Origin of the sequence: Allochromatium tepidum (assembly GCF_018409545.1) — a bacterium.
Lineage (GTDB): Bacteria > Pseudomonadota > Gammaproteobacteria > Chromatiales > Chromatiaceae > Thermochromatium > Thermochromatium tepidum_A.
In genome coordinates this window covers 1,125,096-1,149,906 of sequence record NZ_AP024563.1, presented here as the reverse complement: position 1 = coordinate 1,149,906, position 24,811 = coordinate 1,125,096, and the positions used below count along the sequence as shown (strand labels likewise).

Below are 24,811 nucleotides of genomic sequence, written 5' to 3'. Positions count from 1 at the left end.
ATGAGCGAAGAACACAAGCACGATACCACCGACACGCTGGTCGACGCCTATGAGCGCATGCTCAAGCAGACCCACGAGGCGATCGAGAAGGCACAGCAGGAATCCGTGCCCAAGTTTCGCGAGATCCTCGATAGGACGCGCGAGCGCATGGTCGAGCTCGGCGAGCTGACGCGCGAGGAGGCCGAAAAGGTCTCGGACTACGTCAAGCGCGACATCGAGGACGCGGCCAAGTACATCGCCGACACCGGACAGGACATCCGCGACTGGTGGCGCTTCGACCTGGAACTGATGGAAAAGCGCCTGTTCGACATGTTCAAACTGGTCGCCGACCAGACCAGCCTGCAACTGGCGCAGTGGGCCGAGACCGCGCGTCAGATGAGCCTCTATCAGGCCGGTGAGATCACCGGCCCCGGCACCCTGGTCTGCGACCAGTGCGGCGCCGAGACCCATTTCGTCAAGGCCGGACGCATCCCGCCCTGTGCCGATTGCGGCAGCACTCGGTTTCGTCGTCGAACCGAGGACAAAAGCTGACCAGCGAGCGGGCGTCGAGACGGCTGGTAATCCGGCCGCCTCGCGCTTATAGTGCCGACTTCGTGTCATGTCCCGTGGGAGAGACCGGCCGCCCGGCCGGCGCCGAAGGCGCAACACCGCCCGGAATCGCTCAGGCAGAAGGACCGCGGGAATAACGACCGACTCTGGAGAGCGGCGCGGATCTCGATCCGCTCCCACCGACGGGGCCGCCCGGATGCCAAGCGCCCGCGCGCAAACTCTCAGGTCTAGGACAGAGGGGCGACACGCGGGGATCCCGGATTCCCGCCGTTGTCGTATTGCCGCGCGCCGCGAGGCCGCCGCAGCCCCTGTATTCCACGAGGAGAGCCGCATGGCCCTGCGTACCCCACTCCATTCCGAGCATGTGCGTCTGCGCGCGCGGCTCGTGCCCTTCGGCGGCTGGGACATGCCGCTGCACTACGGCTCCCAGATCGAGGAACACGACGCCGTGCGTCAGCACGCCGGGATGTTCGACGTCTCGCACATGTGCCCGGTCGACATCGAGGGACCGGACGCTCAAGCCTTTCTGCGCCGCCTGCTCGCCAACGACGTCGCCAAACTCAAGACCGTCGGCAAGGCGCTCTATTCCTGCATGCTCAACGACTCGGGCGGCGTGGTCGACGATCTCATCGTCTATCTGCGCGGTCCTGCCGGACACTATCGGCTGGTGGTCAATGCCGGCACGGCGGACAAGGATCTGACCTGGCTGGAGAGCCGGCGCACCGGTTTCGACGTCGAGATCCGCCGCCGTGCCGATCTGGCCATGATCGCGGTGCAAGGCCCCCAGGCGCGTGAACTGACCGCGACCTGCCTGCCCCGCGAGATGGCCGACTCCGCCCTGGAACTGGCGCCCTTCCACGCCACCGAATGCGGCGGCTGGTTCATCGCCCGTACCGGTTATACCGGCGAGGACGGCTTCGAGATCCTGTTGCCCGCCGATCATGTCGTCGATCTCTGGTCGGTGCTGCTGGATGCCGGTGTCCGCCCCTGCGGTCTGGGCGCGCGCGACACCCTGCGTCTGGAAGCCGGGATGAATCTCTACGGCCGGGACATGGGCGAGGACGTCGGCCCGCTCGAATCCGGCCTGGAGTGGACGGTGGCCTGGGAGCCGGCCGAGCGCGATTTCATCGGACGCGCCGCGCTGGAGGAGCTGCGCGCGAGTCCCGAACGACGCGACTTCGTCGGACTGCTGCTGACCGGACGCGGCGTGCTGCGCGCTCATCAGCATGTGCTCCTCGACGGACGCGAGGTCGGCGAGATCACCTCCGGCGGCTTTGCCCCGACCCTGCAACGCTCGATCGCGCTGGCGCGCGTGGCGCCCGGTCTGGGCGAGCACTGCGAGGTCGAGATTCGCGGTAAGCCCGTTGCAGCGCGCATCGTCAAACCGCCGTTCGTGCGTCATGGCCGGATCCTGGTCGAACTTTGAACGTCTAAAAATCCCTTCGCCTGTCTGACCATTCAGGAGTGACCATCATGAGCAACCTGCCTGCCGATCTGAAATACACCAAGACCCACGAATGGGTGCGCGACAACGGCGACGGCACCGTCACCGTCGGCATCACCGACCATGCCCAGGAGGCGCTCGGCGACATCGTGTTCGTCGAGGTGCCCGAGAACGGACGCGCGGTCGCCGCCGAGGAAGCCTGCGCCGTGGTCGAGTCGGTCAAGGCCGCGTCCGACATCTATTCGCCCATCGCCGGCGAGATCGTCGAGGGCAACGCGGCGCTGGCCGATAGCCCGGACGCCATCAATACCAGTCCCTACGCGGACGGCTGGATCTTCCGTCTGACCCCGAACGACATGGGCGCGCTCGCCGGTCTGCTGGATGCCGCCGCCTACGAGCAGGTCGTCGCCGACGAGTCCTGATCCCGGCCCCAACCGCCCTCAGCGTCCAACCCAAGCGGTCGAACTCGCATGCCTTTCATCCCTCACACGCCAGACGACATCGCCGCGATGCTCGCGACCATCGGGGTCGATTCCATCGAGGCCCTCTTCGACGAGATCCCGGCCGAGCTGCGCGTCGGCGCCCAGGCGCTCGACGCCATTCCGGAGGCGCTCTCGGAGATGGAGATCACGCGCCTGATGCAGTCGCGCGCGCGCGCCGACGGCCGGCCGCTGTGCTTCATCGGCGCCGGCGCCTACGAGCACCACATCCCGGCCGCCGTCTGGCAGATCGCCACCCGCGGCGAGTTCTACAGCGCCTATACGCCCTATCAGGCCGAGGCCAGCCAGGGCACGCTCCAGTTGCTCTATGAGTTCCAGTCGATGATGACGGCACTCACCGGGCTGGACGTCTCCAATGCCTCGCTCTACGACGGCGCCTCGGCGTTGGCCGAGGCGGTGCTGATGGCGGTGCGCGCCAATCGTCGGACCAAGTCACAGCGCGTCCTGGTGCCGCGCGCGCTGCATCCGGCCTATCGGCGCACGCTGCGCGCGATCGTCGAGCCGCAGGGGCTCGAACTGGTGGAGGTGGACTTCGATCCGCGCGGCGGGCACACGCCGGTCGAGCGGCTGGAGGCGGCGATCGGCGATGGGGAGTGCGCCGCCGTCGTCATCGATCAGCCAAACTTCTTCGGTATCCTGGAAGCCGTCGATGAACTGACCGACTGGGCGCACGCGCACAGGGCGCTGGCGATCGCCGTGGTCAATCCGGTCGCGCTCGCGCTGCTCTCCCCGCCGGGCGAATGGGGGACGAAGGGGGCCGACATCGCCTGTGGCGAGGCCCAGCCGCTGGGGATGCCGCTGTCCTCGGGCGGTCCCTATGCCGGTTTCCTGTGCTGCAAGCAGGAGCATGTGCGCCAGCTCCCCGGTCGCATCGTCGGGCGGACGCTGGATCTGGACGGCAAGCCCGGCTTCACGCTCACGCTCCAGGCGCGCGAGCAGCACATCCGGCGCGGCAAGGCGACCTCCAACATCTGCACCAATCAGGGGCTGCTGGTGACGGCGGCGACCATCCACATGGCGCTGCTCGGTGCCGAGGGATTGGAGAGGGTCGCGGCGAGCTGTCATGCCAACACGCGCCGGCTGGGCGAATTGCTCGGCGCCATACCCGGAGTCGAGCCGCTGTTCGAGCGTCCGGTCTTCCATGAGCTGGCGCTGCGTCTGCCGGCGCCGACGGCTTCGGTGCTGAACGCGCTGGCCGCCGAGGACATCCTGGGCGGCTTCGATCTCGGGCCGGACTATCCGGAACTCGCCCCGGCACTGCTGGTGTGCGCGACCGAGATGCGTACCGAAGACGAGATGACGCGCTATGCCCAGCGGCTCGCCGCCCGGCTGGACACGTCTTCCGCCGCGCACTGATCCGGACGATCACGCCCCTTGATACCGAGCCACACCACGAAGCCATCGCCATGCTGATCCAAGAGCAATCCAGAACCGGCCGCCGTGCCACGGCGCAAGCGCCGCTCCACTCGCCCGAGGTCGCCGACATCCCCGAGGGCCTGCGCCGCCGCGCTCGGCCCGCGCTGCCGGAAGTCTCCGAGATGCAGGCGGTGCGTCACTACACGCGGCTGTCGCAAAAGAACTTCTCGATCGACACCCATTTCTATCCGCTCGGCTCCTGTACCATGAAGTACAACCCCAGAGCCTGTAACAGTCTGGCGATGCTGCCCGGTTTCCTGGGGCGGCATCCGCTGGCGCCTGAGACGCATGGACAGGGCCTCCTCGCCTGTCTGTTCGAGCTGCAAGAGATCCTCAAGGCCGTGACCGGCATGCACGCCGTCTCGCTCGCGCCCTCGGCCGGTGCCCAGGGCGAGTTCGCCGGGGTGGCCATGATCCGCGCCTATCATCAGGCACGCGGCGATCTCGCCCGCACCGAGATCCTGGTTCCGGACGCCGCGCACGGCACCAACCCGGCCTCGGCGGTGATGTGCGGCTTCAAGGTGCGCGAGATCCCGACCGGACCGGACGGCGACGTCGATCTCGATGCCCTGCGCGCGGCAGTCGGCCCGCAAACGGCCGGCATCATGCTCACCAACCCGAGCACGGTCGGCGTCTTCGATCGCAACATCCAGGCGATCGCCCAAGCGGTGCACGAGGCCGGCGGTCTGCTCTATTACGATGGGGCCAACCTCAACGCCATCCTCGGCCAGGTGCGCCCCGGCGACATGGGCTTCGACGTCATCCACATGAACCTGCACAAGACCTTCTCGACCCCGCACGGCGGCGGCGGTCCGGGCGCGGGGCCTGTGGGCGTCTCCAAGCGCCTGGAACCCTATCTGCCGGTGCCGCTGGTGGCACGCGAGGGTGAGGAATACCGCTGGCTGACCGAATCCGACCGCCCCGAGAGCATCGGCCGGCTGACGGCCTTCGGCGGCAACATGGGCATCCTGCTACGCGCCTATATCTATGCGCGGCTGATCGGACGCGAAGGCATGGGCCGGGTGGCCGAGTTCGCCGCGCTCAACGCCAACTATCTGCTGGCGCGGCTCCAGGCGGCCGGATTCGAGGCCGCCTATCCGGAGCGGCGCGCGAGCCACGAGTTCATCGTCACCCTCAAGCGCGAGGCCAAGGAACTGGGCATCAACGCCATGGATTTCGCCAAGCGGCTGCTCGACTACGGCTATCACGCCCCGACCACCTATTTCCCGCTGCTGGTGCCCGAGTGCCTGCTGATCGAGCCGACCGAGACCGAGAGCAAGGAGGACTTGGACGGCTTCGTCGCGGCCATGACCGCCATTCGGGGCGAGGCCCGGGAGAACCCGGAACTGGTCAAGGGCGCGCCCCACAGTCTGCCGGTGCGCCGACTCGACGACGTGCGCGCAGCGCGTCAACTCGATCTGGCCTGGACGCCGAGTGCCGGCGAGGACGCCAATGGCTAACCACAACGCGCGCGGTTGGCGGCGCGTGGTGCGCGCCTTCGGCTATTCGATGAAGGGATTTCGGGCCTGCTTCGAGCTGGAGGAGGCGTTTCGGCAGGAGATCTTTCTGCTGATCCCGCTGGTGCCGCTCGGGATCTGGCTCGGCGAGACGCCGGTCGAGCGCGCGATGCTGGTCGGGAGTCTGCTGGTCGTGCCGATCGTCGAGCTGCTCAACTCGGCCATCGAGGCCAATGTCGACCGCGTCGGTCTGGAGCGCCACGAACTCTCCGGGCGCGCCAAGGACATCGCCTCGGCGGCCGTCTTCTCCAGCATCGCGTTCTGCCTGGTCATCTGGGCGCTGATCCTGCTGCCCAAGTGGCTTTGACGCCGATCAGGACTCCAGCGCCGCGATCCGCTTCTCCAGCGGCGGATGACTGCGGAAGAGCGCCATGAAGCCCCTGCCGATCCGGCCCGAGACACCGAAGGCGGCGAACTCGCCGGACGGCAGATCCTGCGGCTCATGCACACGCTGGAGCGCCCGCAGCGCCCCGGCCATCTGATGCCGGCTGGTCAGACTCGCCCCGCCGGCATCGGCCCGATACTCGCGATAGCGCGAGAACCACATCACGATCATGGTCGCCAGCACCGAGAGCATCAGCTCGGCGACGATCGAGGCCACGAAATAACCCACCCCATAGCCCTGCTCGTTCTTCAGGATCACGCGGTCGACCACATGGCCGACGATGCGCGAGAGGAAGACGACGAAGGTATTGACCACGCCCTGGATGAGCGTCAGCGTCACCATGTCGCCATTGGCCACATGGCTGATCTCATGGCCGATGACGGCCTCGACCTCGTCCTCGCGCATGTGGCGCAGCAGTCCGGTACTGACGGCCACCAGGGCCTCGTTGCGGTTCCAGCCGGTGGCGAAGGCGTTGGGGTCGGGCGAGTCGAAGATCCCAACCTCGGGCATACCGATGCCGGCTTGTTCGGCCTGACGGGCGACCGTCTGCATCAACCACTGTTCGAGCCGGTTGGACGGCTGCTCGATGACATGGACGCCCATGCCGCGTTTGGCCAGGGTCTTGGACAGGAACAGCGAGATGAGAGAGCCGCTGAAACCGATGATAGCCGCCATGATCAGGAGCGCGCCCATGTCGATGCCGCCGCTCTCCAGCAGCAGGCTGTCGATCCCGAGCAGGCGGAAGACGACGCTGATGACGATCAGCACCGCGACATTGGTGGCCAGGAACAACAGTATACGCATCATGTCGAGTTCAACCTTTCAAAAAATTTTGGATATTCAGTGTTTTGAAGCGAATTTAACATTGGGGTTCGGGCCGGCGACACACTGACACCCGAGATGGGGACAGAGTTCGAACAAAAAAATGTGAAAAAGTGCTGGACAGGCCCGAGTGGTATCTATATCATTTGCGGTCTCAGGTCACTGGGGCCATAGCTCAGCTGGGAGAGCGCAACACTGGCAGTGTTGAGGTCGGCGGTTCGATCCCGCCTGGCTCCACCAAATTCAAAGAGTTCGGCGATCCTGTCCAGTTCGTCGGATACCTTAGAAAAAGGTAACTGTCCCCATCGTCTAGTGGCCTAGGACACCGCCCTTTCACGGCGGTAACCGGGGTTCGAACCCCCGTGGGGACGCCACTATAAAAAGGGCTTGGATGAAAATCCAAGCCCTTTTTCATTTTTGGTCTGCGCTGCGCCACACCGTCCGATGTCATTCGGATCGGGGGTCGGACGATGACGGCGCTTCGACCGAAGCATCGGAGTCCGACTCCTCGGCTCGCCCCGGAGCCTCAGGCGCCACCTGCTCGACCAGTGATTCGCCCACCTCGGGCAGCACATCGGCGAACTCGACGCCATAGATCTCCCAGATCGAGATCAGCAGCGAGGCGATCACAGGTCCGATAAAGAGTCCCGGCAGGCCGAACATGAGCAGACCGCCCAGCGTGCTGAAGAAGATCATCAACTCGTGCATCCGGGTGTCCTTGCCGACCAGGATCGGGCGCAGCAGATTGTCCAGGCTGCCGACGATCAGGCCGCAGAAGAGCGCGAGCAGGACGCCCGTCAGCACGGCGTCCTGGGCGATGAGGATGATCACCGCCGGAATCCAGACCAGCGAGGTGCCGACGTTGGGGATGATCGACAGGATCGCCATCACCGTGCCCCAGAAAACGGCGTTGTCGATGCCCGCAACGGCAAAGGCGATGCCGGCCAGCCCCCCTTGCAGGAGTCCGATGAGCAAGGAACCCTTGAGCGTCGCGCGCGTCACCGAGGCGAACTTGTCGAGCAGCAGACGCTCGTCGCGGGTCTTGAGCGGCAGGTAATAGAGCAGCTTGAGGATGAACTTCGGCCCGTCCATCAGCAGGAAGAACAGGCTGTAGAGCAGGACGAAGGTCAGGAAGATGAAATTGACGGTCTTGAGCGTGGCCGATGACACCCAGTCGACCAGGAGCTTGCTGATCAGGGTCGCCGCCTGCCCGGCCTGCTCCAGGATCAGGCCGCGATGCTCGATGACCTCGTCGTAGAAGGGCAGATGCCGGAGCGCGGCCATGAAGTCGGTCGGATCCTCGATCACGCCCCGGACCCAGACCGTGATCAACTGACTGACGTCGAGCGCCTGGCCGATCAGGACCGTGATCAGGAAGACTGACGGGATCAGCACCATGACCGCGAGCAGCAGCAGGGTCAGCAGCGAGGCGAGCGACTCGCTACAGCCGAGCCGGGCTTGCAGTCGCAGATAGAGCGGGCGCGCCAGGGCGCTGAAGATCCCGGCGAGCAGGAGCGTCATCAGGAAGGGCTGGATCATGGCGAGGAAGAGCGCCGAGATCGCGAGCGTCATCAGGATGACGGTGGCTTTGGTCAGGGTGTCCTGGGTCATTGGGAGGCGTACTCGCTAACACTTGTTCTACGGTGGATTCAAAGTGTCGAGGCACGCCACACCAGCCGCTCGACGCCCAAGGCGACCACGGCAAAGGCGTGCAGCTCCCGAAATCCATACCGTGCCTTCAAGGTGGCCCCATAGACACGCGCCTGGGCTTCGGCCTCGTCAAGCTTCTTGACCACGGGCGCCAGTTCAGCAAGCGCCTCACGCGACCGTTCGCGTACCTGCTCGCCGGTCAGACCCAGCTCCTTCAGGCTCAGATACTTGAACTCAAGCAGCAGATCCAGCACCTGGAAGCGGCGCTTGTCCGGGCGCACGATTAGCGCCAGATCGACATACCCGCGCTCGGTCTCCAGCTCGGAGACGGCCATGTAGAGCCGATCGTCGAACAGCAGCGTCAGAAAGGCGAACTTGACCAACAGCTCATTGGTCCAGCGATAGTCGCGATTGGAGAGCACCCGGAAATAACGCTGCTCGATCAGTTCAGCCAGCGGGGTCAGGTCGCCATGCTGACCGAGCGCACGCACGGCCTCCGGTCGCTCGCGTGCACCATCGGTCAGCGGCAGCCAGCGCTCGCGCAGCCGCTCGACATAGAGTCCGCGCGCCACCAGATTCGGGATACGCAGACGGCATTCATCGAAGGGCGTCAGACCCGCCAGCGTCAGAATGCCGAAGAAATAGAGCAGCGAAGCCATGAACGGCTGATCCTTCACCGCCGCCAGCACATCGGCTACCCCGAAGCGCTGCACCAGTTCCGGCACCAGCACTCGATCCTCGCCGCTCAACGCCTCGACCAACAACTCTTCGCCACCTGGCAACTGCGCGATATAGACCAGCTTGTTGCGGTCCATCGCCAGATTCTCGTCCAGCATCCGGCGCGGATACTGGCCCTGGCGGCGCAGGGCATCAAGGAAATACAGGCTCAGGGTCGGGTTGTAGAGGCTCTCCGCGGCCTCCTCGCTGAAGCGATAGCCGTTGTAGAAGGTGCGCATGGTCGTCAGCGCATCATCGACCGACCAGTCACCGCCCTCCCCTGCCAGTTGCCGCAGCACGGCCGAGACCTCGGACTCAGTGAAGCCGCACAGATCATTGAACTGGGGCAACAGATAGATGTCTTCGCCGACGTTGTAGCCGCTCGTCATGCCGCTGAGGACGATCGGCGAGACACCGGTGATGAAGACGCGATCCAGCCCCAGCCCACCAGAAGCGGCCTTGACCGCCTTGAACACGCTCTTGAACAGCCCCTCACCTTGCAACAGGGTCTGGTAGCGATCCTGACTGCCGGGACGATCCGCCATCAGTACTTCATTGGCGAAGTTGTCGTACTCGTCGATCAGCAGATAGAGCCGGTGCGGGGTCTGGGAGAGGAGGCTCAACGCCGATTCCCAAGAGGAGAGCGCATTGTCGGGATGAATGGCGATCGGCTCCGGCAGCCGGTCGCGATAGCGCCGTTCGAAGTCGCGGAGACGATCATTGATGTGCTGATGCACGGCCGCTTCGATGTCGGCGATCTCGCCATAGGCCGGGATCAGCGAGAAATCCCATTTGAGTACGAAATACTGATTGTGCAGCGGCGTGGGATTCCGCCCGACGGCCAGCGCCCCGAACAGCGCCTCGAACCGAGCAGCACGGTTGAGATCGTAATAGTGCTCCAGCATCGACAACAGCAGGCTTTTGCCGAAGCGGCGCGGGCGCAGGAAGATCAACTGCCGCCCGGTGGACTCCAGGTCGGCGAGGCGATCGGTGCGATCCTGATACCAATACCCGCCCTCGATCAGGGTGCCGAAATCGCTCAGACCATAGGGAAATCGCATACCGGAAGCCTCCACGCGCTTTGAATGTTCGACACTATAGCCGATGGCGCGCCGAGGCGAGTCGCCGGCCACGAAACATCCGGCTTCGCGACCGGCAAAGGGCTCGAACAGCTTCAATATGAGTTGCGCATTTTTGCGCAGTAATTTATATTTGTAACTACTCAGCCCCTAGATGCAGACATCTGACTGCATGAAAGCACTAGATGTTGTGCTTTGGCGTAAATTGGAGCGGTCAGTCTTATGGTAATCCATGGAAAAATCCGGCTGCTTTGCTTATCGCTGAGTAACTTCTCAATAAGTCATGGCGGCGTTGTCTGACGAGATCCGTTACAGTAGGCCTCATCCCCTGATCCAGCGACCAACCATCACCCACCGCCTGTATCGGTCTACGGTTTTTTGGACACGTTTTTGGTAAAATCAAGCCGCGAAGTTCACGGCCTTTTTCTGGATTTTCCGTACCGCTGCCGGAGTTTTGTAGCCGTGGCGTCCAATGATCCATTCCTGGTTGTAGGTGTCCTTGAATTCCAAGAGGGCAAGGCGGAGTTCCTCCACCGTGTCGAACCGCCGAACCCAGAGCAGGTTCTCCTTCAGGGTTCGAACGAACCGCTCCGCGATCCCGTTGCCTTGGGGCTCTCTGACGACGGATGGCGAACTCTGGATACCCAGAAAGGAAATCTCCTCCTGAAACACGCTGGAAACGTACTGACTTCCGTTGTCATGCCGGAGAGTCAGGCCGTTAGCCACAGCAGGACCAAAGGCACCAAAGCTCTGGCGCACACCCTGGCGAATCGGTTCCAGGGCTTCGAAACGCGTCCCGCACTTGGCGGCGTGGATGCCGACACACTCCAAAGAACAGTGGTCCACCGCCAGAAAGATCGATGCATTGCCTTCCCGTGCAGTCATCGTCGTGGTCATGTCTGTGCCCCACATCACATCCACCTGCTCTGTCTTGATCGTCCCGTCATGCGCTTTGGGGCCGTGAGGCCTTCCAGGGCTGCGCACAGCAAGCAAGTTATTTTCCCGCATGAGCCGAAGCGTTCGCTGAGGGGAAGTCCTGATCCCATTAAAGCGCAGCCTGGCCCACACTTTTCGGTAGCCTTCGCCAGTGAAGGGAGAGCGCTGGATGCAGGCGGCTATGTGGCCGAGCAATTCGTCGTCACTGAGGAATCCGACAGGCCCTCTGCGGCCAGGCGCACGCTCAGCCGAAGCCTTGCGTGCGTCATGCGTCGATCTGGGAATGCCCCAGACCTGGCAAACTTTCGCCAGTCCATACTTCCGGCCTGTGGAGGGCGAGGAGGACGGGCTCATTTCCTCGACCTCCGCCACCCCAAAGGGTCCTTTGCCTCCAGGAGCCGAATCTTCTCGCGGAGCAGCTCGATCTCCATGGCCTGCTCGCCAATCTTCTCATTGAGGCGCCTATATTCGGCCTCCTCGGCCGAAGAGCGTTTCTTGAGACCAGCGGCACCACTGGCCGGAAAGGCATCTTTCCATTGTGAGCGCTTGGCCGCCGTAACGCCAAGTTCCCGACTGAGCGTCTCCATGTCCTCGCCACGCAGAAGCCGAAGGACGGCCTCCGTCTTGTGCTGTACCCAGAATCGCTTGGGAACCGCCCTCGTCTCCCCGGTTCCAGTCGGCCTACGGCCTCCCTCCACCGGGGAGGCGGCCGACAAGCCTTTGTCGTTTTGTTTGCTCATAAATCACCTCGTGGGGAGCCTCTCTACTCCCAATTCGGTGTCCAAGAAAACCCTATACCAGAGGAGTACAGCACAAGACGGAGGCCGTCCTTCGGCTTCTGCGTGGCGAGGACATGGAGACGCTCAGTCGGGAACTTGGCGTTACGGCGGCCAAGCGCTCACAATGGAAAGATGCCTTTCCGGCCAGTGGTGCCGCTGGTCTCAAGAAACGCTCTTCGGCCGAGGAGGCCGAATATAGGCGCCTCAATGAGAAGATTGGCGAGCAGGCCATGGAGATCGAGCTGCTCCGCGAGAAGATTCGGCTCCTGGAGGCAAAGGACCCTTTGGGGTGGCGGAGGTCGAGGAAATGAGCCCGTCCTCCTCGCCCTCCACAGGCCGGAAGTATGGACTGGCGAAAGTTTGCCAGGTCTGGGGCATTCCCAGATCGACGCATGACGCACGCAAGGCTTCGGCTGAGCGTGCGCCTGGCCGCAGAGGGCCTGTCGGATTCCTCAGTGACGACGAATTGCTCGGCCACATAGCCGCCTGCATCCAGCGCTCTCCCTTCACTGGCGAAGGCTACCGAAAAGTGTGGGCCAGGCTGCGCTTTAATGGGATCAGGACTTCCCCTCAGCGAACGCTTCGGCTCATGCGGGAAAATAACTTGCTTGCTGTGCGCAGCCCTGGAAGGCCTCACGGCCCCAAAGCGCATGACGGGACGATCAAGACAGAGCAGGTGGATGTGATGTGGGGCACAGACATGACCACGACGATGACTGCACGGGAAGGCAATGCATCGATCTTTCTGGCGGTGGACCACTGTTCTTTGGAGTGTGTCGGCATCCACGCCGCCAAGTGCGGGACGCGTTTCGAAGCCCTGGAACCGATTCGCCAGGGTGTGCGCCAGAGCTTTGGTGCCTTTGGTCCTGCTGTGGCTAACGGCCTGACTCTCCGGCATGACAACGGAAGTCAGTACGTTTCCAGCGTGTTTCAGGAGGAGATTTCCTTTCTGGGTATCCAGAGTTCGCCATCCGTCGTCAGAGAGCCCCAAGGCAACGGGATCGCGGAGCGGTTCGTTCGAACCCTGAAGGAGAACCTGCTCTGGGTTCGGCGGTTCGACACGGTGGAGGAACTCCGCCTTGCCCTCTTGGAATTCAAGGACACCTACAACCAGGAATGGATCATTGGACGCCACGGCTACAAAACTCCGGCAGCGGTACGGAAAATCCAGAAAAAGGCCGTGAACTTCGCGGCTTGATTTTACCAAAAACGTGTCCAAAAAACCGTAGACCGATACAGCAAAGCCCAGGCTAGGGAAAGTTGGGCGGTCCCTGACCGATCATCAGTTTCTGCTGTTCGATGAGATCGAAAACGGCATCAACCCGGAACTGGTCGAATTCCTGCTCGATGTGCTGGTCAACGCGCACCAACAGATCCTGGTGACGACCCATAGCCAGATGATCCTGAACTATCCGGACGATTCGGTGGCGCGTGCGGGAGTGCAATACCTCTACAAGACGCCGGAGGGCTTTACGCGGGCCGTGCCCCACTCGTCGACGATCCGAAACGAACCCTCCACCGATCTTGAGTATAGAATGCATGATCGATGCCCAGGCATCACTCAAACATCACCGCCGAACGAGAGACATCCGCTCCATGCCCAACACGATTTCCGCCCTCAAAGCTCTCGACCGCCTGCGCGAAGGCAATCTGCGCTTTTCACAAAACCTCACCAGCCTCGACCGGATGATGACCTATCAGCGCCGCGCTGAGCTGACCGCCGGCCAGAAACCTTTCGCCATCATCCTCGGCTGCTCCGACTCGCGCGCCCCCGCCGAAATCCTCTTCGATCAGGGACTCGGTGACCTGTTCGTCATCCGCGTCGCCGGCAACGTCGTCGCGCCGTCGCAGATCGGCAGCGTCGAGTTCGCCGTCTCGCGTTACAACACCCGTCTGGTCGTGGTCCTGGGTCACTCGCACTGCGGCGCCGTCTCCGCCACCATCGAGACCCTGCTCGAAGGCGAAGGCAGCGAGTCGCGCAACATCGCCTCCATCGTCGACCGGGTCAAACCCTCGGTGCAGCCCCTGCTCGACACCGATCTGCGCCATGACCGCGACGCCCTGTGCGGCGCCGCCGTGCGCGCCAACGTCCGCGCCTCGGCCAATCAACTGCGCCACGGCTCGCGCATCATCGAGTCCCTGATCGAAAGCGACGGGCTGCTGGTGGTCGGCGCCGAATATGCGCTCGAGACCGGCGTGGTCGACTTCTTCGACGGGGTTCCGGACGTTTGAACGCTCACTCCCCGGATGTGGCCGGAGTCCGCCCGTGGATCCACAACTGAGCATTCCGGACCTGTTCTTTCTGTTCGCGCCCGACGGAACCATCCTCGAGTTTCGCGGGCCGACCGACAGGCTCTATGTCCCGCCCGAGCATTTCATCGGCAAGCATCCGGGCGAGGTGCTGCCGGCCGAGGTCGGCGCTCTGTTCGACAAGTACCTCGAGACGGACGTCCAGAGCGCCGAGCTGGTCAGCTTCCAATACGTCCTCCCCATGGCCGATGGGCCGCGCGAGTTCGAGGCGCGCATCTGCCCCCTGGGCGCCGACGCGCAATTCCTCGTCATCGTCTGCGACCTGACCGAGCGCCAGCACCTGCTCCAGGCGCTCGATCACGAACGTCGCCAATTGAGTGAACGTATCAAGGTCGCGATCGCTGCTGCGCACCGCACTCGGCGAGGTCGCCAACAAGCTCGAGCGCCAGATTCGCGGCTTCGACTTCGCCGGCGATCTTCGTTCAATTCCGCTACCCGCCCGTGGCCCGCGTTTTCACGGAACCTCGCTCCATGTCACAGCCTTCCGCCTCCGAATCACGCGGTCTCGCCGTCCCCAGCCGGCGTCTGAGCCGACTCTGGCATCTCGGTCGCGCCACCGGCGATCTGGCCGCCGGCATCGGCGTCAAGGGCCTGATCGATCTGGCGCGCACCCGCACCGGCGGTCAACCGGCGCGCATCCAGCTCTCGCCCGAACATACCCGCCGCTTCACCGATCGGCTGGCGCGGATGCGCGGGGCGGTGATGAAGATGGGTCGGCTCATGTCGATGGACGGCTCGGACATCTTCACGCCCGAGGCGGCCGAGATCATGAGCACGCTGCGCGAGCGTGCCGAGCCGATGCCGCTGAGTCAGTTGTCGCGCGTGCTGGAGACCGAATACGGCGCGGGCTGGGACAATGCGCCTGACGTTGCGCGAGCTGTTCGAGTTCGGTCTGGTGCAGACAGACCCGAATTTCGGCAACTATCTCTATGACGCCGCGAGCAGGCGCATCGTGCTGCTCGACTTCGGGGCGACCAAGCCGGTCGCGCCCGAGCTGGTCGAGCAGTATCGTCGGCTGGCCGCTTCAGCGATCGGCGGCGATCGCGCCGGGATGCGCGCGGCCTCGGTCGCGCTCGGTTATGTCGGCGCCGACGATCCCGACGAGCATGTCGAGGCGATGATGGATCTGCTGGCGCTGGCTGCCGAGCCGCTGCGTCATCCGGGGCATTACGACTTCGGCCTATCGGATCTGTTCGAGCGCGTCTACCATCGCGGGCGGGCGCTCTTCCACTCCGGCGTCTTCAGCACCGCGCCCGCGCCCGAGACGCTGTTCCTGCATCGCAAGTTCATGGGGTCGTTCATGCTGTCGCGCCGTCTGCGCGCGCGTGTGGAACTGAGCGAGATGGCGCACCTCTGTCTCTAGACGCTTCGCACGTACTGTGATAGATCAGATGAGCCACATCCGACTGACGCCGCGTGCGCTGTTGCGCTAACATGCGCCATCGGCCCAAACCAGACTCATCGTCGCAACAAGATTCGACGTTATGATCCGAAGCAAGACTCGCGGTTTGGTCGCGATGGACGCCTGTCGCTCATGGATGACCCTCAACCTCCATCAGCCATAAGGTCAGCGGCGCCTCGAATCCATGAAGATCAATCTTCCGGTCACGCAACGCGAACACGACTACCCGGAATCCTGGGTCATCGTCTCCACCACCGACACCAAAGGCATCATCACCTACTGCAACAAGCCCTTCATCGAGATCAGCGGTTTCGCCGAGCACGAACTGATCGGAGTCAACCACAACGTCATCCGTCACCCCGACATGCCGCCGGCGGCCTTCAAGGATCTCTGGGACACGGTCAAGAAGGGCAAGCCCTGGCGCGGCATCGTCAAGAACCGCTGCAAGAACGGCGATCACTACTGGGTCGATGCCTATGTCACCCCGGTCTACGAAGGCGAGACCCTGGTCGGCTATCAGTCGGTACGCACCAAACCGACCCGCGCTCAGGTCGAGGCCGCCGAGCGTCTCTATGCGCGCGTGCGCGAACGCAACTTGGAAGATCTGCCGCGCCGGATCGATCTGGATTTCAGTCATACCGTCTGGCTGAACGCCGCCTTCGCCCTGGTGGGCCTGGGTGCGATCCTCGCAGGCCGGCTGGGCAATCTCTGGATCGGCGTCGGTACCCTGGTGCTGGCGTTGATCCTGGCCCAGATCAGTGCCCGCGCCATCTTCAGGAACATCCACGAGGCCGTGCGCCTGGCCAAGAAGATCGCCGGCGGCGATCTCAGCTCACCGATCCATGTCAAGGGCAACAACGAGACCGCCGAGATCCTGCAAGCGATCAAGATGCTCCAGTCGCGTCTGGCGACCGTGATGGGTCATATCCAGGAATCGGCGACCGGCGTGGCCGAGGCGGCGGCACAACTGGCCCAGGCCAGCAATTCCACCCACGGCCTGATGGAGCAGCAGCATCAGGAGACCGACATGGTCGCCACGGCCATGAACGAGATGTCGGCCACGGTCGCCGAGGTCGCCAACAACACCACGGCGGCGGCCGATGCCGCGCACCAAGCCAGTCACAAGGCACGCGAGGGTCGCATGGTGGTGCGTCACAGCGTCGACGGTATCCGCGAACTGGCCGAAGGCGTGGGCGAGGCGGCCCGGACCATCGTCCAGCTCGAGACCGAGTCGGCGAACATCGGTAAGATCCTAGACGTCATCCGCGGCATCGCCGGTCAGACCAACCTGCTGGCCCTGAATGCGGCCATCGAGGCCGCGCGCGCCGGTGAACAGGGACGCGGTTTCGCCGTGGTCGCCGACGAGGTGCGCGCCCTGGCCCAACGCACCCAGGAGTCCACCCAGGAGATCCAGGACATGATCGCGCGCCTGCAACAGGGCGCGCGCAGTGCGGTGTCCATGATGCAGCGCGGCCAGGAGCAGGCCGAGCAGAGCGTGCTGGCGGCCAACGAGACCGACGAGTCGCTCGACTCGATCACGCACTCGGTCGAGCGCATCAACGACATGAACGATCAGATCGCCACCGCCGCCGAGGAACAGAGCGCCGTGGTCGAGGAGATGAACCGCAACGTCGAGAGCATCCGTCATCTCTCGGTCCAGACGCTCCAGAGCACCGACGGCGTGGTGGGCGCCACCAGTCATCTGGAGGATCTGGCCGGGAGACTGATGGGGCTGGTCCACCAGTACAAAGTGTAGACACCCGCCGGCGCCGGGACGATCAGGCGGCCTTCACCGCCGCCCGGCGCCGCAACCGCCACGCCTCCCAGCCGACCACGATCAAGAAGGCCGCCATACAGGCCGTCCCCGCCATCAGCGTGTGCCAGCCCAGGTCCGTCACCAGCCGGCGGCTGCCCAGATAGAGTGCGACCCCGAAGGCGATATAGCCGAGCACGCGCCAGACGTCATAGGGCACCGGATAGTAGCGTCGCCCGAGCGCGTAGGACAGTACCACCATCGAACCGTAGCAGACCAGGTGCGCCCAGGCCGCGCCCATGTAGCCGTGGATCGGCACCCACCGGATGAGCAGTCCGATGGTGATCGCCGAGCCGATCAGCGCAACCCCGGCCCCCATGAGGGTGCGGTCGGTGAGCTTGTACCAGATCGAGAGATTCACATAGACGCCGAGCAGCAGACTGGCCAGCAGCAACACCGGCACCACGTCCAGCCCTTCGCGATAGTCGGCGCCGACGAAATACTGGAAGACGTCGATATAGAGCGTCACCAGCAGGAACAGGAAGACGCAGCAGAGCACGAACCAGTTGAGCACGACGGCATAGGTGCGCCCGGCGTCGTGCCGCTTGGCATAGGCGAAGAAGAAGGGTTCGCCGGCATAGCGGAACGCCTGGATGAACAGCGACATCAGGATCGAGAGCTTGTAGCAGGCGCTGTAGATGCCCAGTTGCGCCATGTTGGTCGCGTCGTCATAGGGCAGCAGATACTTGAGCGCGGCGCGGTCGAGCATCTCGTTGACGATGCCGGCCATGCCGATGACCACCATCGGCAGCGAGTAGCGGATGAGGCGCTTGAACAGCGCGCGATCGAAGGCCCCGAGTCCGTCGACGAACCAGGGCGTGAGCAGCAACAGCTTGAGCACGCTCGCGGCCAGATTGGCGATGAAGACATAGCCGATGCCGATCGCCGGATCCCAGAGCCGGCCGAGCAGGGTCTCGGGCGCGATGGCGTGGACCTCGCGACAGAGATAGATGAAGAAGATCGTCAGACCGACATTGGCGCCGATCTCGATCAGCTTGATGGCGGCGAACGCACCGGCCCGCTCCTCGGCGCGCAGCCGGGCGAAGGCCAGTGCCCCGATCGAGTCGAGCGCCAGGATGGCCGCGCACCAGCCGATGTATTCGGGATGCTCGGCATGACGCAGCAGTGCGGCGAGCGGCTGGCTCCACAGCAGGAAGGCCAGGAAACAGAGCGCGTTGACCAGCACCAGGAAGCGCAGCACCGTCCCGTAGACCGTCTCGGGCGGCCACTCGCCGCCTGAGCGGAAGCGGAAATAGCCCGTCTCCAGTCCGAAGGCCAGCAGCACCGCCAGAAAGCCCATGTAGGCATAGAACTCGGCCACCACGCCATACTCGGCCGGGGCGAAGGTATAGGTCAGGAAGGGGACCAGCAGATAGTTCAGAAAGCGCCCGAGGACGCTGCCGATACCATAGACGGCGGTCTGTGAGGCGAGACGTTTGAGTGGGTTCAAGGCGTTGCGGGGAGGCGGCTGGTTGCTGGGAGTGCGGATGGTATCCTTAATCCGAATCGGATGGCGACCGGGACGCGCCTTGGATCATTGAACGGAGCCGGATATGACACCTTCACCCGCTTTCATCGACCGCCTGGACCGACTCATCGACCAACTGGAGCGTCTGCTGCCGCCGGCGAGCGCGCCGGTCGACTGGTCGGCCCAGGCCTTTCGCTGGCGCCGCGATGCCGCCGGGCGCGGCTGGTTGCAGCCGGTACGCGCGCCGCATCGGCTGGAACTCGCCGATCTGCGCTGTCTGGAGCGCCAGGCCGCCGAGATCGAGCGCAACACGCGCCAGTTCCTCGCCGGCGGCGGGGCCAACAATGTGCTGCTGTGGGGCGCGCGCGGCACCGGCAAGTCGTCGCTGGTCAAGGCCGTCTTCAATGCCCATCGCGACGCGGGCCTGCGTCTGATCGAGGTCGACAAGGACGACCTGATCGCCCTGCCGGACATCCTGGATCTGATCCGCGATCGGCCCGAGCGCTTCATCCTCTTCTGCGACGATCTGTCGTTCGAGGCCGGCGAGTCGGGCTACAAGGCGCTCAAGGCGGCGCTCGAAGGCTCGATTGCGGCCACGCCCGAGAATCTGCTCATCTATGCTACGTCCAACCGTCGGCATCTGCTGCCCGAGTACCAGGCCGACAACCGGGATTCGCGTATCCGGGACGGCGAGCTGCATCACGGCGAGGCGGTCGAGGAGAAGATCTCGCTCTCGGATCGGTTCGGGCTGTGGATCTCCTTCCATCCCTTCAGTCAAGCGCAGTATCTGGAGGTGGTGCGCCACTGGGTCGAGCGTCTCGCGCCGATGGAGACGCCGCGCGCCGAGTCTGACTGGGAGCCGATCGAACGGGCCGCGCTCCAGTGGGCGTTACGCCGGGGTACGCGCGGCGGGCGTACCGCCCGGCAGTTCGCGCGCGACTGGGCGGGACGCGGTCTGGTCGATGGCGTGGCAGACCGTGGAACCTGAAGCGACAGCGATGGACGGGCGTTTGTGTCTTGAGATTGACAGTCGGGAAACACGGGGCCATGTTGTTCGGCAAGCACCAACCATTACGAGAACCAGCCATGAGCGCCGAGATCGACAGCCTTGTTCTGGAACACCTGCGCGCCATCCGAGCGACCCAGGCCGAACACAGTGAACGCCTGGATCGCATGGACCTGCGTCTATCCGTCATTGAACAGACTATCGGCAGTCGTAGCGGTTTATCCCCCCTCTCATCAGCCCGCATCTCGTGCTCAAAACGCCGTGAAGGTTAAGCCGCGAGCGGCAAGGCTGGGGCGGGCAATCCTTGGCGACGCTGACGCAAGGCGTCGGTCAGATAGGGCCAAGGGGAGAGACCGCGCCGGCGGCAGGTGTCGATGACGCCGGCCAAGGCGCAGAAGGCGCGCGAGCCCTGCTCGGTGCGCGGGCCTTGACTGACCCGACGCAGAATCACCCAGGGGCGCAAGGCGCGCTCGGCCTCGTTGTTGGTCAGCGGCAGGTGCGGATGCTCCAGCACGACCCGGAAGCTGTCCCAGTCGTTGCGCAACTCGCGCGCAAGCACCTGGGCCTTGTCGGGATAGGGGCCGGCGGCCACGCGCACACAGCACTGCCGGAGGGCCTGGAGCCTCTGACTGTAAGTCTGTCGCAGGCCGTGGGGGCCTGGGGCGGCGCGCGCGGCGTAGACGGCCTGCATCAGCGTCTCGAAGGTGCTCGGAAGCTCCCGGCCAAAGGCTTGGGTCGGGGTGTGGAGGCGCTCGGCCGGGCCGCGGGCCTTGCGCAGGATGGGCGCCCAACAGCGTAGCCGGTGTCCGTAGGCGCGGTAGACCGAGTAACCATCGCTCATGATCCACGGGCTGGGGGTGGGACCGAGGATGGAGTGCAACAGCTCCCGGGTGCGCCGTCCGATCACATAGAGGAGGGTGTTGGCGGTCACGAACGCCCACAACCACAACGCCTGATCGTGCTGCGGCCGGCCGGTTTCATCCACAGGCACCGGTTCGGCGTCGCTCAACGCCGCGCGCAACGCCTCCTCGACCACCGGTTCCAGCGCGCGCCCGAGTTCATGGCGGCACTGACTGATGAGCGCCGTCGACAGCGACAGCCCGAACCGGTCGGCGAGAAACTCTTGAATCCGTCGGTGTGAGCCGCCCAGACGCAACGACAGCGCCACGATAAAGCTCGACAAACGTGGTCCGACCAGATGCCGTTCGGTCAGCTCCACCGTCCAGTCCGCCTCGGCGAGCGCGCGTCCCGGTTCGGCCCGCGTGCGATGCCCACACCCACAGCGCCCCTCGAAATAGGTGTGCTTGGTCTGGGTGACGACTACACCGGCGTTCCCCGACTCGGGACGCTCCAGTTCCAGTTCATAGCGCCCGGTATAGGCCACCGCCTCCAGACCCTCCAACGCCGCCCCGCAACCGGCGCAATGACTCGGCGCGTGGGACTGTTCCTGATCGATCGGCAACACCCGGCGACGGCTCACCCCCGGATGACCGGGCCGGCGACCCGGGCGACCTTTCGGCTTCACCCCCGCCTTTGAATCACCCCCCACGCTCGCTTCCCGTTTGGGCCTCTCCGGTTCTGGGGCCGACTCCGACACCCTATCCGTCGCGCTCCCCGCGCTCGCGTCATCCTCCTCCTCCACTCCCAGCGCCAGACTCTCTCCGCCTCGTTCCCACGGCGCCCGGCTGCTCGGCGGACGCGAACTGTTCTCCGGACTCCGGTTCAGCCGCTCGCGCGCCTCCTTCAGATCCGACAGCAACCGCTTCGATAACGCGCGCAACACCTCGCGCGGCAGTCCGTCAAGACGCGCCTCGTCGAGTTGGCGTAGATCGTTATCCTTCAGGTACATCGTGGCCGGTCGCTCTCAAACCTCAAACCGGTGCAATGGCGCTGTTGCAGCAAATCTCGACATCCTCGTCACGCTCCGATCGGCACGAAACGTCGGGCAGCAAAGGGTGGGGGGTAAACGGTTACTGAGCACCTATCTGAAAAACGCCAATCCGTGAGAGCCACCAACCGTTGCGAGAAACCTCGTAGCATGTAAGTTACCCAACTTTCAACATCCGCCACACAACACGCTCAAGGCCAAGCGCAACCACGGCAAAAGCGTGTAGCTCCGCAAAGCCATAGCGTTTTTTCAGAGTCGCGCCATAGGCGCGCGCCTGAGCCTCGGCCTCATCGAGCTTCTTCGCCACGGGCGCCAGCTCGGCGAGCGCCTCGCGTGACCGTTCGCGTACCTGCTCGCCGGTCAGACCCAGTTCCTTCAGGCTCAGATACTTGAACTCAAGCAGCAGATCCAGCACCTGGAAGCGGCGCTTGTCCGGGCGCACGATTAGCGCCAGATCGACATACCCGCGCTCGGTCTCCAGCTCGGAGACGGCCATGTAGAGCCGATCGTCGAACAGCAGCGTCAGAAAGGCGAACTTGACCAACAGCTCATTGGTCCAGCGATAGTCGCGATTGGAGAGCACGCGGAAGTAACGCTGTTCGATCAACTCGGCCAGCGGCACCAGATCGCCCCGTTGTCCCAGAGCGCGCGTCGCCTCGGGCAGCTCACGCGCACTCTCGGTCAACGGCAGCCAGCGTTCGCGCAGCCGCTCGACATAGAGTCCGCGCGCCACCAGATTCGGGATGCGTAGTCGACACTCATCGAAGGACGTCAGCCCCGCCAGCGTCAGGATGCCGAAGAAATAGAGCAGTGAGGCCATGAACGGCTCATCCTTCGGTTTTGCGCACACTACGTAATCAGTACAACGCGATCAGTGCGCGCACGATGGACTCGTCGTCGGCGCGCTCGGCGACCCGAACGGTCTGGAAACCCAGATCACGCGCGGTCTGAGCCGTGCGCTCGGCGATCACCACCAGCGGCGTGGCCAACAGGCGCGCGCGACCTTCCCGACCCAACAGCTCGGCCAGATTGAGCAGCACCTCGTCACTGGTCGCCATCACGAAGTCGACCTCCTCGCTCCAGCATGCCAGTAGCGGCGCGACATCGACCGAAGGCCGCACGCGCCGGTAGACCTCGGCGAAACGCACCTCGGCTCCACGCTCGGTCATGGTCTGGGCGAAGAGCGCCCGTCCGCCCTCGCCGCGCACGATCAACACCCGCCGACCGTGCATGTCGGCCAGATCCGGCATCTCCAGCAGCGCTTCACTTTCATAACGATCGTTCGGCACCAGATCGGGCGCGCGCCCGGCCGCCGTCAGCGCGCGCGCCGTGCCGCGTCCGACCGCCGCCACCCGCTCCACACGCGGCCAGCGACCGTCGGCGACCAGGGCCAGCGCCTGTTCGACCGCGTTGGGACTGACGAAATACAGCAGATCCCAGGACTCGGCCAGAAGTGCCTTGGCTTCAGGGTCGTGGGTCGGCTCGATGGCGATGGTCGGAAAGCGGATGGCGCGCCCGCCCGCCGACTCGATCAGGCGGCACAGCGGCTCGGCCTGACCGGCGGGACGAGTCACCAGCACGCCGCGACCGGCGAGATCGGCAGACGTGCTCATCGCTCAGTGCCCCAGGAGCGCGCTCAGGATGGCATCGGCGCCCTGCCCGAGCAGATCCTCGGCCACGCGCACGCCGATGGCCTCGGCCTCGGCGCGCGGACCGGACGCCTCGGCGCGCAGGATGCGCGTTCCATCAGTGGTTCCCACCAGACCCTTGAGGATCAACTGATCGCCGTCGAGCACCGCATGACCGCCGATCGGCACCTGACAGCCGCCGTTGAGCCGCGCATTCATCGCACGCTCGGCGAGCACGCGGTCGGTGGTGTCGCGGTCGGCCAGGGGCGCGATGAGCTGATGCACGCGCGCGTCGTCGACCCGGCACTCGATGCCGATGGCGCCCTGACCGATGGCCGGCAGCGAATCGACCGGATCGATGCAGTCACGGATGCGCGACTCGAAGCCGAGCCGGATCAGTCCGGCGGCGGCGAGGATGATGGCGTCGTACTCGCCGGCATCGAGCTTGGCCAGACGGGTGTTGACGTTGCCGCGCAGCGGCTCGATGCGCAGATCGGGGCGGCGGTCGGCGAGCTGGCACTGACGACGCAGGCTGGAGGTGCCGACGCAGGCGCCCTCGGGCAGCTCGGCGAGATTGGCATAGGTGTTGGAGACGAAGGCGTCATAGGGATTCTCGCGCTCCATGATCACCGCCAGATGCAGCCCCTCGGGGAACTCGACAGGCACGTCCTTCATCGAGTGCACGGCGATGTCCGCCTCGCCGGCCAGCATCCCCTGCTCCAGCTCCTTGACGAACAGGCCCTTGCCGCCGACCTTCGACAGGGGCGAGTCGAGCAACTGATCGCCCTTGGTGGTCATGCCGATGATCTCGACGGTGAGGTCGGGATGGAGCGCCTTGAGACGGGCGGTGACGTGCTCGGCCTGCCACATGGCCAGGGGGGACTTGCGGGTGGCGATACGAATGCTGTTGGACATGTTGGATCCCGGAATCGAACCGCGTTCGACCGAAACGGGCGCGGACGTCGTCGCCGACGCGGTTCAAGATTGAAAACAAGATTGATCGGCCGCACGGACGCGGCCTGGGGCGATTGTGTCACAGGATGGCGCGGCAGGTCTCGGATCGGTGCGCGGAAACGCTCTCAGCGCAGGTCGGCATGGCGGCGTCGGGTGTCGAGGATCTGCTTGGCGGTGGCCTTGTGCAACAGCGTGAACAGCTTGCGTTGCGCGGCGCGGTTGCTGCTGTTGGGCTCGCCGATCAGTTCGAGACGTGCCTGGAAATAGGCGATGTCGGCCTCGAGCCTGGCCAGACGGATGCGCGCCTCGCGACGCACCTGAGCCTCGCTCCGACGATCTTCCGGGAACTCGGGGATCACGAGAGGCTCGGCGGAATCCGGATCGTTTGGCATGACTGTCTCGGGTTCGTCCGGTACTTGGCCGGCGCCGGCTCGGCTCGACCATTCTCTGTCTCTATCGTTTCAATCGGACTTCTCAGGCGCGTCGGGTCGCCCCTGTGACGACGTGTCGGGTTCGTGGTCGAGTATGCTATAAAACCCGCGCGTCGG

23 protein-coding genes, 2 tRNA genes, 3 pseudogenes and 1 riboswitch are annotated in these 24,811 nt (G+C 64.5%); of the genes and pseudogenes, 17 read left to right on the top strand and 11 right to left on the bottom strand.

Features of this window, described 5'->3' with window-relative positions; translation table 11 throughout:
* The 6 genes from Atep_RS05330 to Atep_RS05305 all read left to right on the top strand — a co-directional run bounded on the left by Atep_RS05330 (position 1) and on the right by Atep_RS05305 (position 5,733).
* Positions 1–531 carry a zinc ribbon-containing protein gene (locus Atep_RS05330; protein WP_213380601.1) on the top strand — a complete coding sequence of 177 codons (531 nt, stop codon included), beginning with the start codon at positions 1–3 and terminating at the stop codon, positions 529–531.
* A gap of 65 nt (positions 532–596) precedes the next feature.
* Positions 597–687, top strand: a riboswitch (glycine riboswitch).
* Between the two features lie 193 nt (positions 688–880).
* Complete coding sequence (gene gcvT / locus Atep_RS05325; RefSeq protein WP_213380600.1) at positions 881–1,975, top strand: glycine cleavage system aminomethyltransferase GcvT; 1,095 nt, start codon at positions 881–883, stop codon at positions 1,973–1,975.
* A 47-nt stretch (positions 1,976–2,022) separates the two neighbouring features.
* On the top strand, positions 2,023–2,415 hold the full coding sequence (gene gcvH, locus Atep_RS05320; RefSeq protein ID WP_213380599.1) for a glycine cleavage system protein GcvH: 393 nt from the start codon (positions 2,023–2,025) through the stop codon (positions 2,413–2,415).
* A 48-nt stretch (positions 2,416–2,463) separates the two neighbouring features.
* Positions 2,464–3,849 carry an aminomethyl-transferring glycine dehydrogenase subunit GcvPA gene (gene gcvPA / locus Atep_RS05315; RefSeq protein ID WP_213380597.1) on the top strand — a complete coding sequence of 462 codons (1,386 nt, stop codon included), beginning with the start codon at positions 2,464–2,466 and terminating at the stop codon, positions 3,847–3,849.
* 50 nt (positions 3,850–3,899) lie between these two features.
* Positions 3,900–5,369, top strand: a complete 1,470-nt coding sequence (gcvPB, locus tag Atep_RS05310) for an aminomethyl-transferring glycine dehydrogenase subunit GcvPB (RefSeq protein WP_213380595.1) — start codon at positions 3,900–3,902, stop codon at positions 5,367–5,369.
* A complete protein-coding gene (locus Atep_RS05305; protein WP_213380594.1) occupies positions 5,362–5,733 on the top strand; it encodes a diacylglycerol kinase in 372 nt (123 codons plus the stop codon). Before gcvPB ends, Atep_RS05305 begins: the two co-directional genes overlap by 8 nt.
* Before the next feature lie 6 nt (positions 5,734–5,739).
* Here Atep_RS05305 and htpX read toward each other — a convergent pair whose 3' ends face one another.
* The gene (gene htpX, locus Atep_RS05300) at positions 5,740–6,618 is read right to left on the bottom strand and encodes a protease HtpX (protein ID WP_213380592.1); all 879 of its coding nucleotides are present in this window, start codon (positions 6,616–6,618) and stop codon (positions 5,740–5,742) included.
* A 179-nt stretch (positions 6,619–6,797) separates the two neighbouring features.
* Between htpX and Atep_RS05295 the strand changes: the two genes are divergently transcribed.
* Positions 6,798–6,873 (top strand) — tRNA-Ala (locus tag Atep_RS05295).
* Between the two features lie 58 nt (positions 6,874–6,931).
* Positions 6,932–7,007 (top strand) — tRNA-Glu (locus tag Atep_RS05290).
* 73 nt (positions 7,008–7,080) lie between these two features.
* Here the strand turns inward: Atep_RS05290 and Atep_RS05285 are convergent.
* The 3 genes and pseudogenes from Atep_RS05285 to Atep_RS05275 all read right to left on the bottom strand — a co-directional run bounded on the left by Atep_RS05285 (position 7,081) and on the right by Atep_RS05275 (position 11,755).
* Positions 7,081–8,244, bottom strand: a complete 1,164-nt coding sequence (locus tag Atep_RS05285) for an AI-2E family transporter (protein ID WP_213380591.1) — start codon at positions 8,242–8,244, stop codon at positions 7,081–7,083.
* Positions 8,245–8,282: 38 nt separating this feature from the next.
* On the bottom strand, positions 8,283–10,061 hold the full coding sequence (locus Atep_RS05280) for an AAA family ATPase (protein WP_213380590.1): 1,779 nt from the start codon (positions 10,059–10,061) through the stop codon (positions 8,283–8,285).
* A 417-nt stretch (positions 10,062–10,478) separates the two neighbouring features.
* Positions 10,479–11,755: pseudogene (locus Atep_RS05275) on the bottom strand (IS3 family transposase).
* Positions 11,756–11,868: 113 nt separating this feature from the next.
* Here Atep_RS05275 and Atep_RS17095 point away from each other — a divergent pair.
* On the top strand, positions 11,869–12,105 hold the full coding sequence (locus Atep_RS17095; RefSeq protein WP_213380588.1) for a hypothetical protein: 237 nt from the start codon (positions 11,869–11,871) through the stop codon (positions 12,103–12,105).
* The gene (locus Atep_RS05260) at positions 12,084–12,992 is read left to right on the top strand and encodes an integrase core domain-containing protein (RefSeq protein ID WP_213380587.1); all 909 of its coding nucleotides are present in this window, start codon (positions 12,084–12,086) and stop codon (positions 12,990–12,992) included. The genes Atep_RS17095 and Atep_RS05260 overlap by 22 nt, the downstream gene beginning before the upstream one ends.
* Positions 12,993–13,044: 52 nt before the next feature.
* Here Atep_RS05260 and Atep_RS16520 read toward each other — a convergent pair whose 3' ends face one another.
* A complete protein-coding gene (locus tag Atep_RS16520; RefSeq protein ID WP_236786517.1) occupies positions 13,045–13,185 on the bottom strand; it encodes a hypothetical protein in 141 nt (46 codons plus the stop codon).
* On the opposite strand from Atep_RS16520, the gene Atep_RS16515 reads away from it, so the two are divergent.
* From Atep_RS16515 to Atep_RS05235, 5 genes and pseudogenes are all read left to right on the top strand, one after another.
* Positions 13,123–13,506 (top strand): hypothetical protein, encoded by a 384-nt coding sequence (locus Atep_RS16515; protein ID WP_336511396.1) that lies wholly within the window; start codon positions 13,123–13,125, stop codon positions 13,504–13,506. The genes Atep_RS16520 and Atep_RS16515 overlap by 63 nt on opposite strands.
* Positions 13,391–14,026 (top strand): carbonic anhydrase, encoded by a 636-nt coding sequence (locus Atep_RS05250; protein WP_213380586.1) that lies wholly within the window; start codon positions 13,391–13,393, stop codon positions 14,024–14,026. The genes Atep_RS16515 and Atep_RS05250 overlap by 116 nt, the downstream gene beginning before the upstream one ends.
* 34 nt (positions 14,027–14,060) lie before the next feature.
* Positions 14,061–14,633 (top strand): PAS domain-containing protein, encoded by a 573-nt coding sequence (locus Atep_RS05245; protein WP_213380585.1) that lies wholly within the window; start codon positions 14,061–14,063, stop codon positions 14,631–14,633.
* Positions 14,576–15,467, top strand: a pseudogene (locus Atep_RS05240) (AarF/UbiB family protein). The gene Atep_RS05245 and the pseudogene Atep_RS05240 overlap by 58 nt, the downstream one beginning before the upstream one ends.
* Positions 15,468–15,690: 223 nt before the next feature.
* Positions 15,691–17,262: a methyl-accepting chemotaxis protein gene (locus Atep_RS05235; RefSeq protein ID WP_213380584.1), complete on the top strand. Its 1,572-nt coding sequence runs from the start codon at positions 15,691–15,693 to the stop codon at positions 17,260–17,262.
* Positions 17,263–17,284: 22 nt separating this feature from the next.
* Here the strand turns inward: Atep_RS05235 and Atep_RS05230 are convergent, their stop codons facing one another.
* Positions 17,285–18,769 carry a lipopolysaccharide biosynthesis protein gene (locus Atep_RS05230; protein WP_213380583.1) on the bottom strand — a complete coding sequence of 495 codons (1,485 nt, stop codon included), beginning with the start codon at positions 18,767–18,769 and terminating at the stop codon, positions 17,285–17,287.
* A 103-nt stretch (positions 18,770–18,872) separates the two neighbouring features.
* Between Atep_RS05230 and Atep_RS05225 the strand changes: the two genes are divergently transcribed.
* Positions 18,873–19,775: an ATP-binding protein gene (locus tag Atep_RS05225; protein ID WP_213380582.1), complete on the top strand. Its 903-nt coding sequence runs from the start codon at positions 18,873–18,875 to the stop codon at positions 19,773–19,775.
* Between the two features lie 98 nt (positions 19,776–19,873).
* The gene (locus Atep_RS05220; RefSeq protein WP_213380581.1) at positions 19,874–20,065 is read left to right on the top strand and encodes a hypothetical protein; all 192 of its coding nucleotides are present in this window, start codon (positions 19,874–19,876) and stop codon (positions 20,063–20,065) included.
* On the opposite strand, the gene tnpC is transcribed toward Atep_RS05220, so the two are convergent.
* From tnpC to Atep_RS05195, 5 genes and pseudogenes are all read right to left on the bottom strand, one after another.
* On the bottom strand, positions 20,062–21,642 hold the full coding sequence (gene tnpC / locus Atep_RS05215; protein WP_213380580.1) for an IS66 family transposase: 1,581 nt from the start codon (positions 21,640–21,642) through the stop codon (positions 20,062–20,064). The genes Atep_RS05220 and tnpC overlap by 4 nt on opposite strands.
* A 196-nt stretch (positions 21,643–21,838) precedes the next feature.
* Positions 21,839–22,531: pseudogene (locus Atep_RS05210) on the bottom strand (PD-(D/E)XK nuclease domain-containing protein); the annotation flags it as partial.
* Between the two features lie 7 nt (positions 22,532–22,538).
* On the bottom strand, positions 22,539–23,294 hold the full coding sequence (locus tag Atep_RS05205; RefSeq protein ID WP_213380579.1) for a uroporphyrinogen-III synthase: 756 nt from the start codon (positions 23,292–23,294) through the stop codon (positions 22,539–22,541).
* 3 nt (positions 23,295–23,297) lie between these two features.
* Positions 23,298–24,224, bottom strand: a complete 927-nt coding sequence (gene hemC, locus Atep_RS05200) for a hydroxymethylbilane synthase (protein WP_213380578.1) — start codon at positions 24,222–24,224, stop codon at positions 23,298–23,300.
* 164 nt (positions 24,225–24,388) lie between these two features.
* The gene (locus Atep_RS05195) at positions 24,389–24,655 is read right to left on the bottom strand and encodes a hypothetical protein (RefSeq protein ID WP_236786515.1); all 267 of its coding nucleotides are present in this window, start codon (positions 24,653–24,655) and stop codon (positions 24,389–24,391) included.
* Between the last annotated feature and the right edge of the window lie 156 nt (positions 24,656–24,811).

Bases quoted from the DNA above. Each gene is read 5' to 3' on its own strand.
- Atep_RS05330 (WP_213380601.1), top strand. From the start codon at position 1: ATGAGCGAAGAACACAAGCACGATACCACCGACACGCTGGTCGACGCC.
- gcvPB (WP_213380595.1), top strand. From the start codon at position 3,900: ATGCTGATCCAAGAGCAATCCAGAACCGGCCGCCGTGCCACGGCGCAA.
- gcvH (WP_213380599.1), top strand. From the start codon at position 2,023: ATGAGCAACCTGCCTGCCGATCTGAAATACACCAAGACCCACGAATGG.
- Atep_RS05250 (WP_213380586.1), top strand. From the start codon at position 13,391: ATGCCCAACACGATTTCCGCCCTCAAAGCTCTCGACCGCCTGCGCGAA.
- Atep_RS16520 (WP_236786517.1), bottom strand. From the start codon at position 13,185: ATGGGTCGTCACCAGGATCTGTTGGTGCGCGTTGACCAGCACATCGAG.
- Atep_RS17095 (WP_213380588.1), top strand. From the start codon at position 11,869: ATGGAGACGCTCAGTCGGGAACTTGGCGTTACGGCGGCCAAGCGCTCA.
- Atep_RS05225 (WP_213380582.1), top strand. From the start codon at position 18,873: ATGACACCTTCACCCGCTTTCATCGACCGCCTGGACCGACTCATCGAC.
- Atep_RS05305 (WP_213380594.1), top strand. From the start codon at position 5,362: ATGGCTAACCACAACGCGCGCGGTTGGCGGCGCGTGGTGCGCGCCTTC.
- tnpC (WP_213380580.1), bottom strand. From the start codon at position 21,642: ATGTACCTGAAGGATAACGATCTACGCCAACTCGACGAGGCGCGTCTT.
- gcvPA (WP_213380597.1), top strand. From the start codon at position 2,464: ATGCCTTTCATCCCTCACACGCCAGACGACATCGCCGCGATGCTCGCG.
- Atep_RS05205 (WP_213380579.1), bottom strand. From the start codon at position 23,294: ATGAGCACGTCTGCCGATCTCGCCGGTCGCGGCGTGCTGGTGACTCGT.
- Atep_RS05280 (WP_213380590.1), bottom strand. From the start codon at position 10,061: ATGCGATTTCCCTATGGTCTGAGCGATTTCGGCACCCTGATCGAGGGC.
- Atep_RS05285 (WP_213380591.1), bottom strand. From the start codon at position 8,244: ATGACCCAGGACACCCTGACCAAAGCCACCGTCATCCTGATGACGCTC.
- Atep_RS05220 (WP_213380581.1), top strand. From the start codon at position 19,874: ATGAGCGCCGAGATCGACAGCCTTGTTCTGGAACACCTGCGCGCCATC.
- htpX (WP_213380592.1), bottom strand. From the start codon at position 6,618: ATGATGCGTATACTGTTGTTCCTGGCCACCAATGTCGCGGTGCTGATC.
- Atep_RS05195 (WP_236786515.1), bottom strand. From the start codon at position 24,655: ATGCCAAACGATCCGGATTCCGCCGAGCCTCTCGTGATCCCCGAGTTC.
- Atep_RS05235 (WP_213380584.1), top strand. From the start codon at position 15,691: ATGAAGATCAATCTTCCGGTCACGCAACGCGAACACGACTACCCGGAA.
- hemC (WP_213380578.1), bottom strand. From the start codon at position 24,224: ATGTCCAACAGCATTCGTATCGCCACCCGCAAGTCCCCCCTGGCCATG.
- gcvT (WP_213380600.1), top strand. From the start codon at position 881: ATGGCCCTGCGTACCCCACTCCATTCCGAGCATGTGCGTCTGCGCGCG.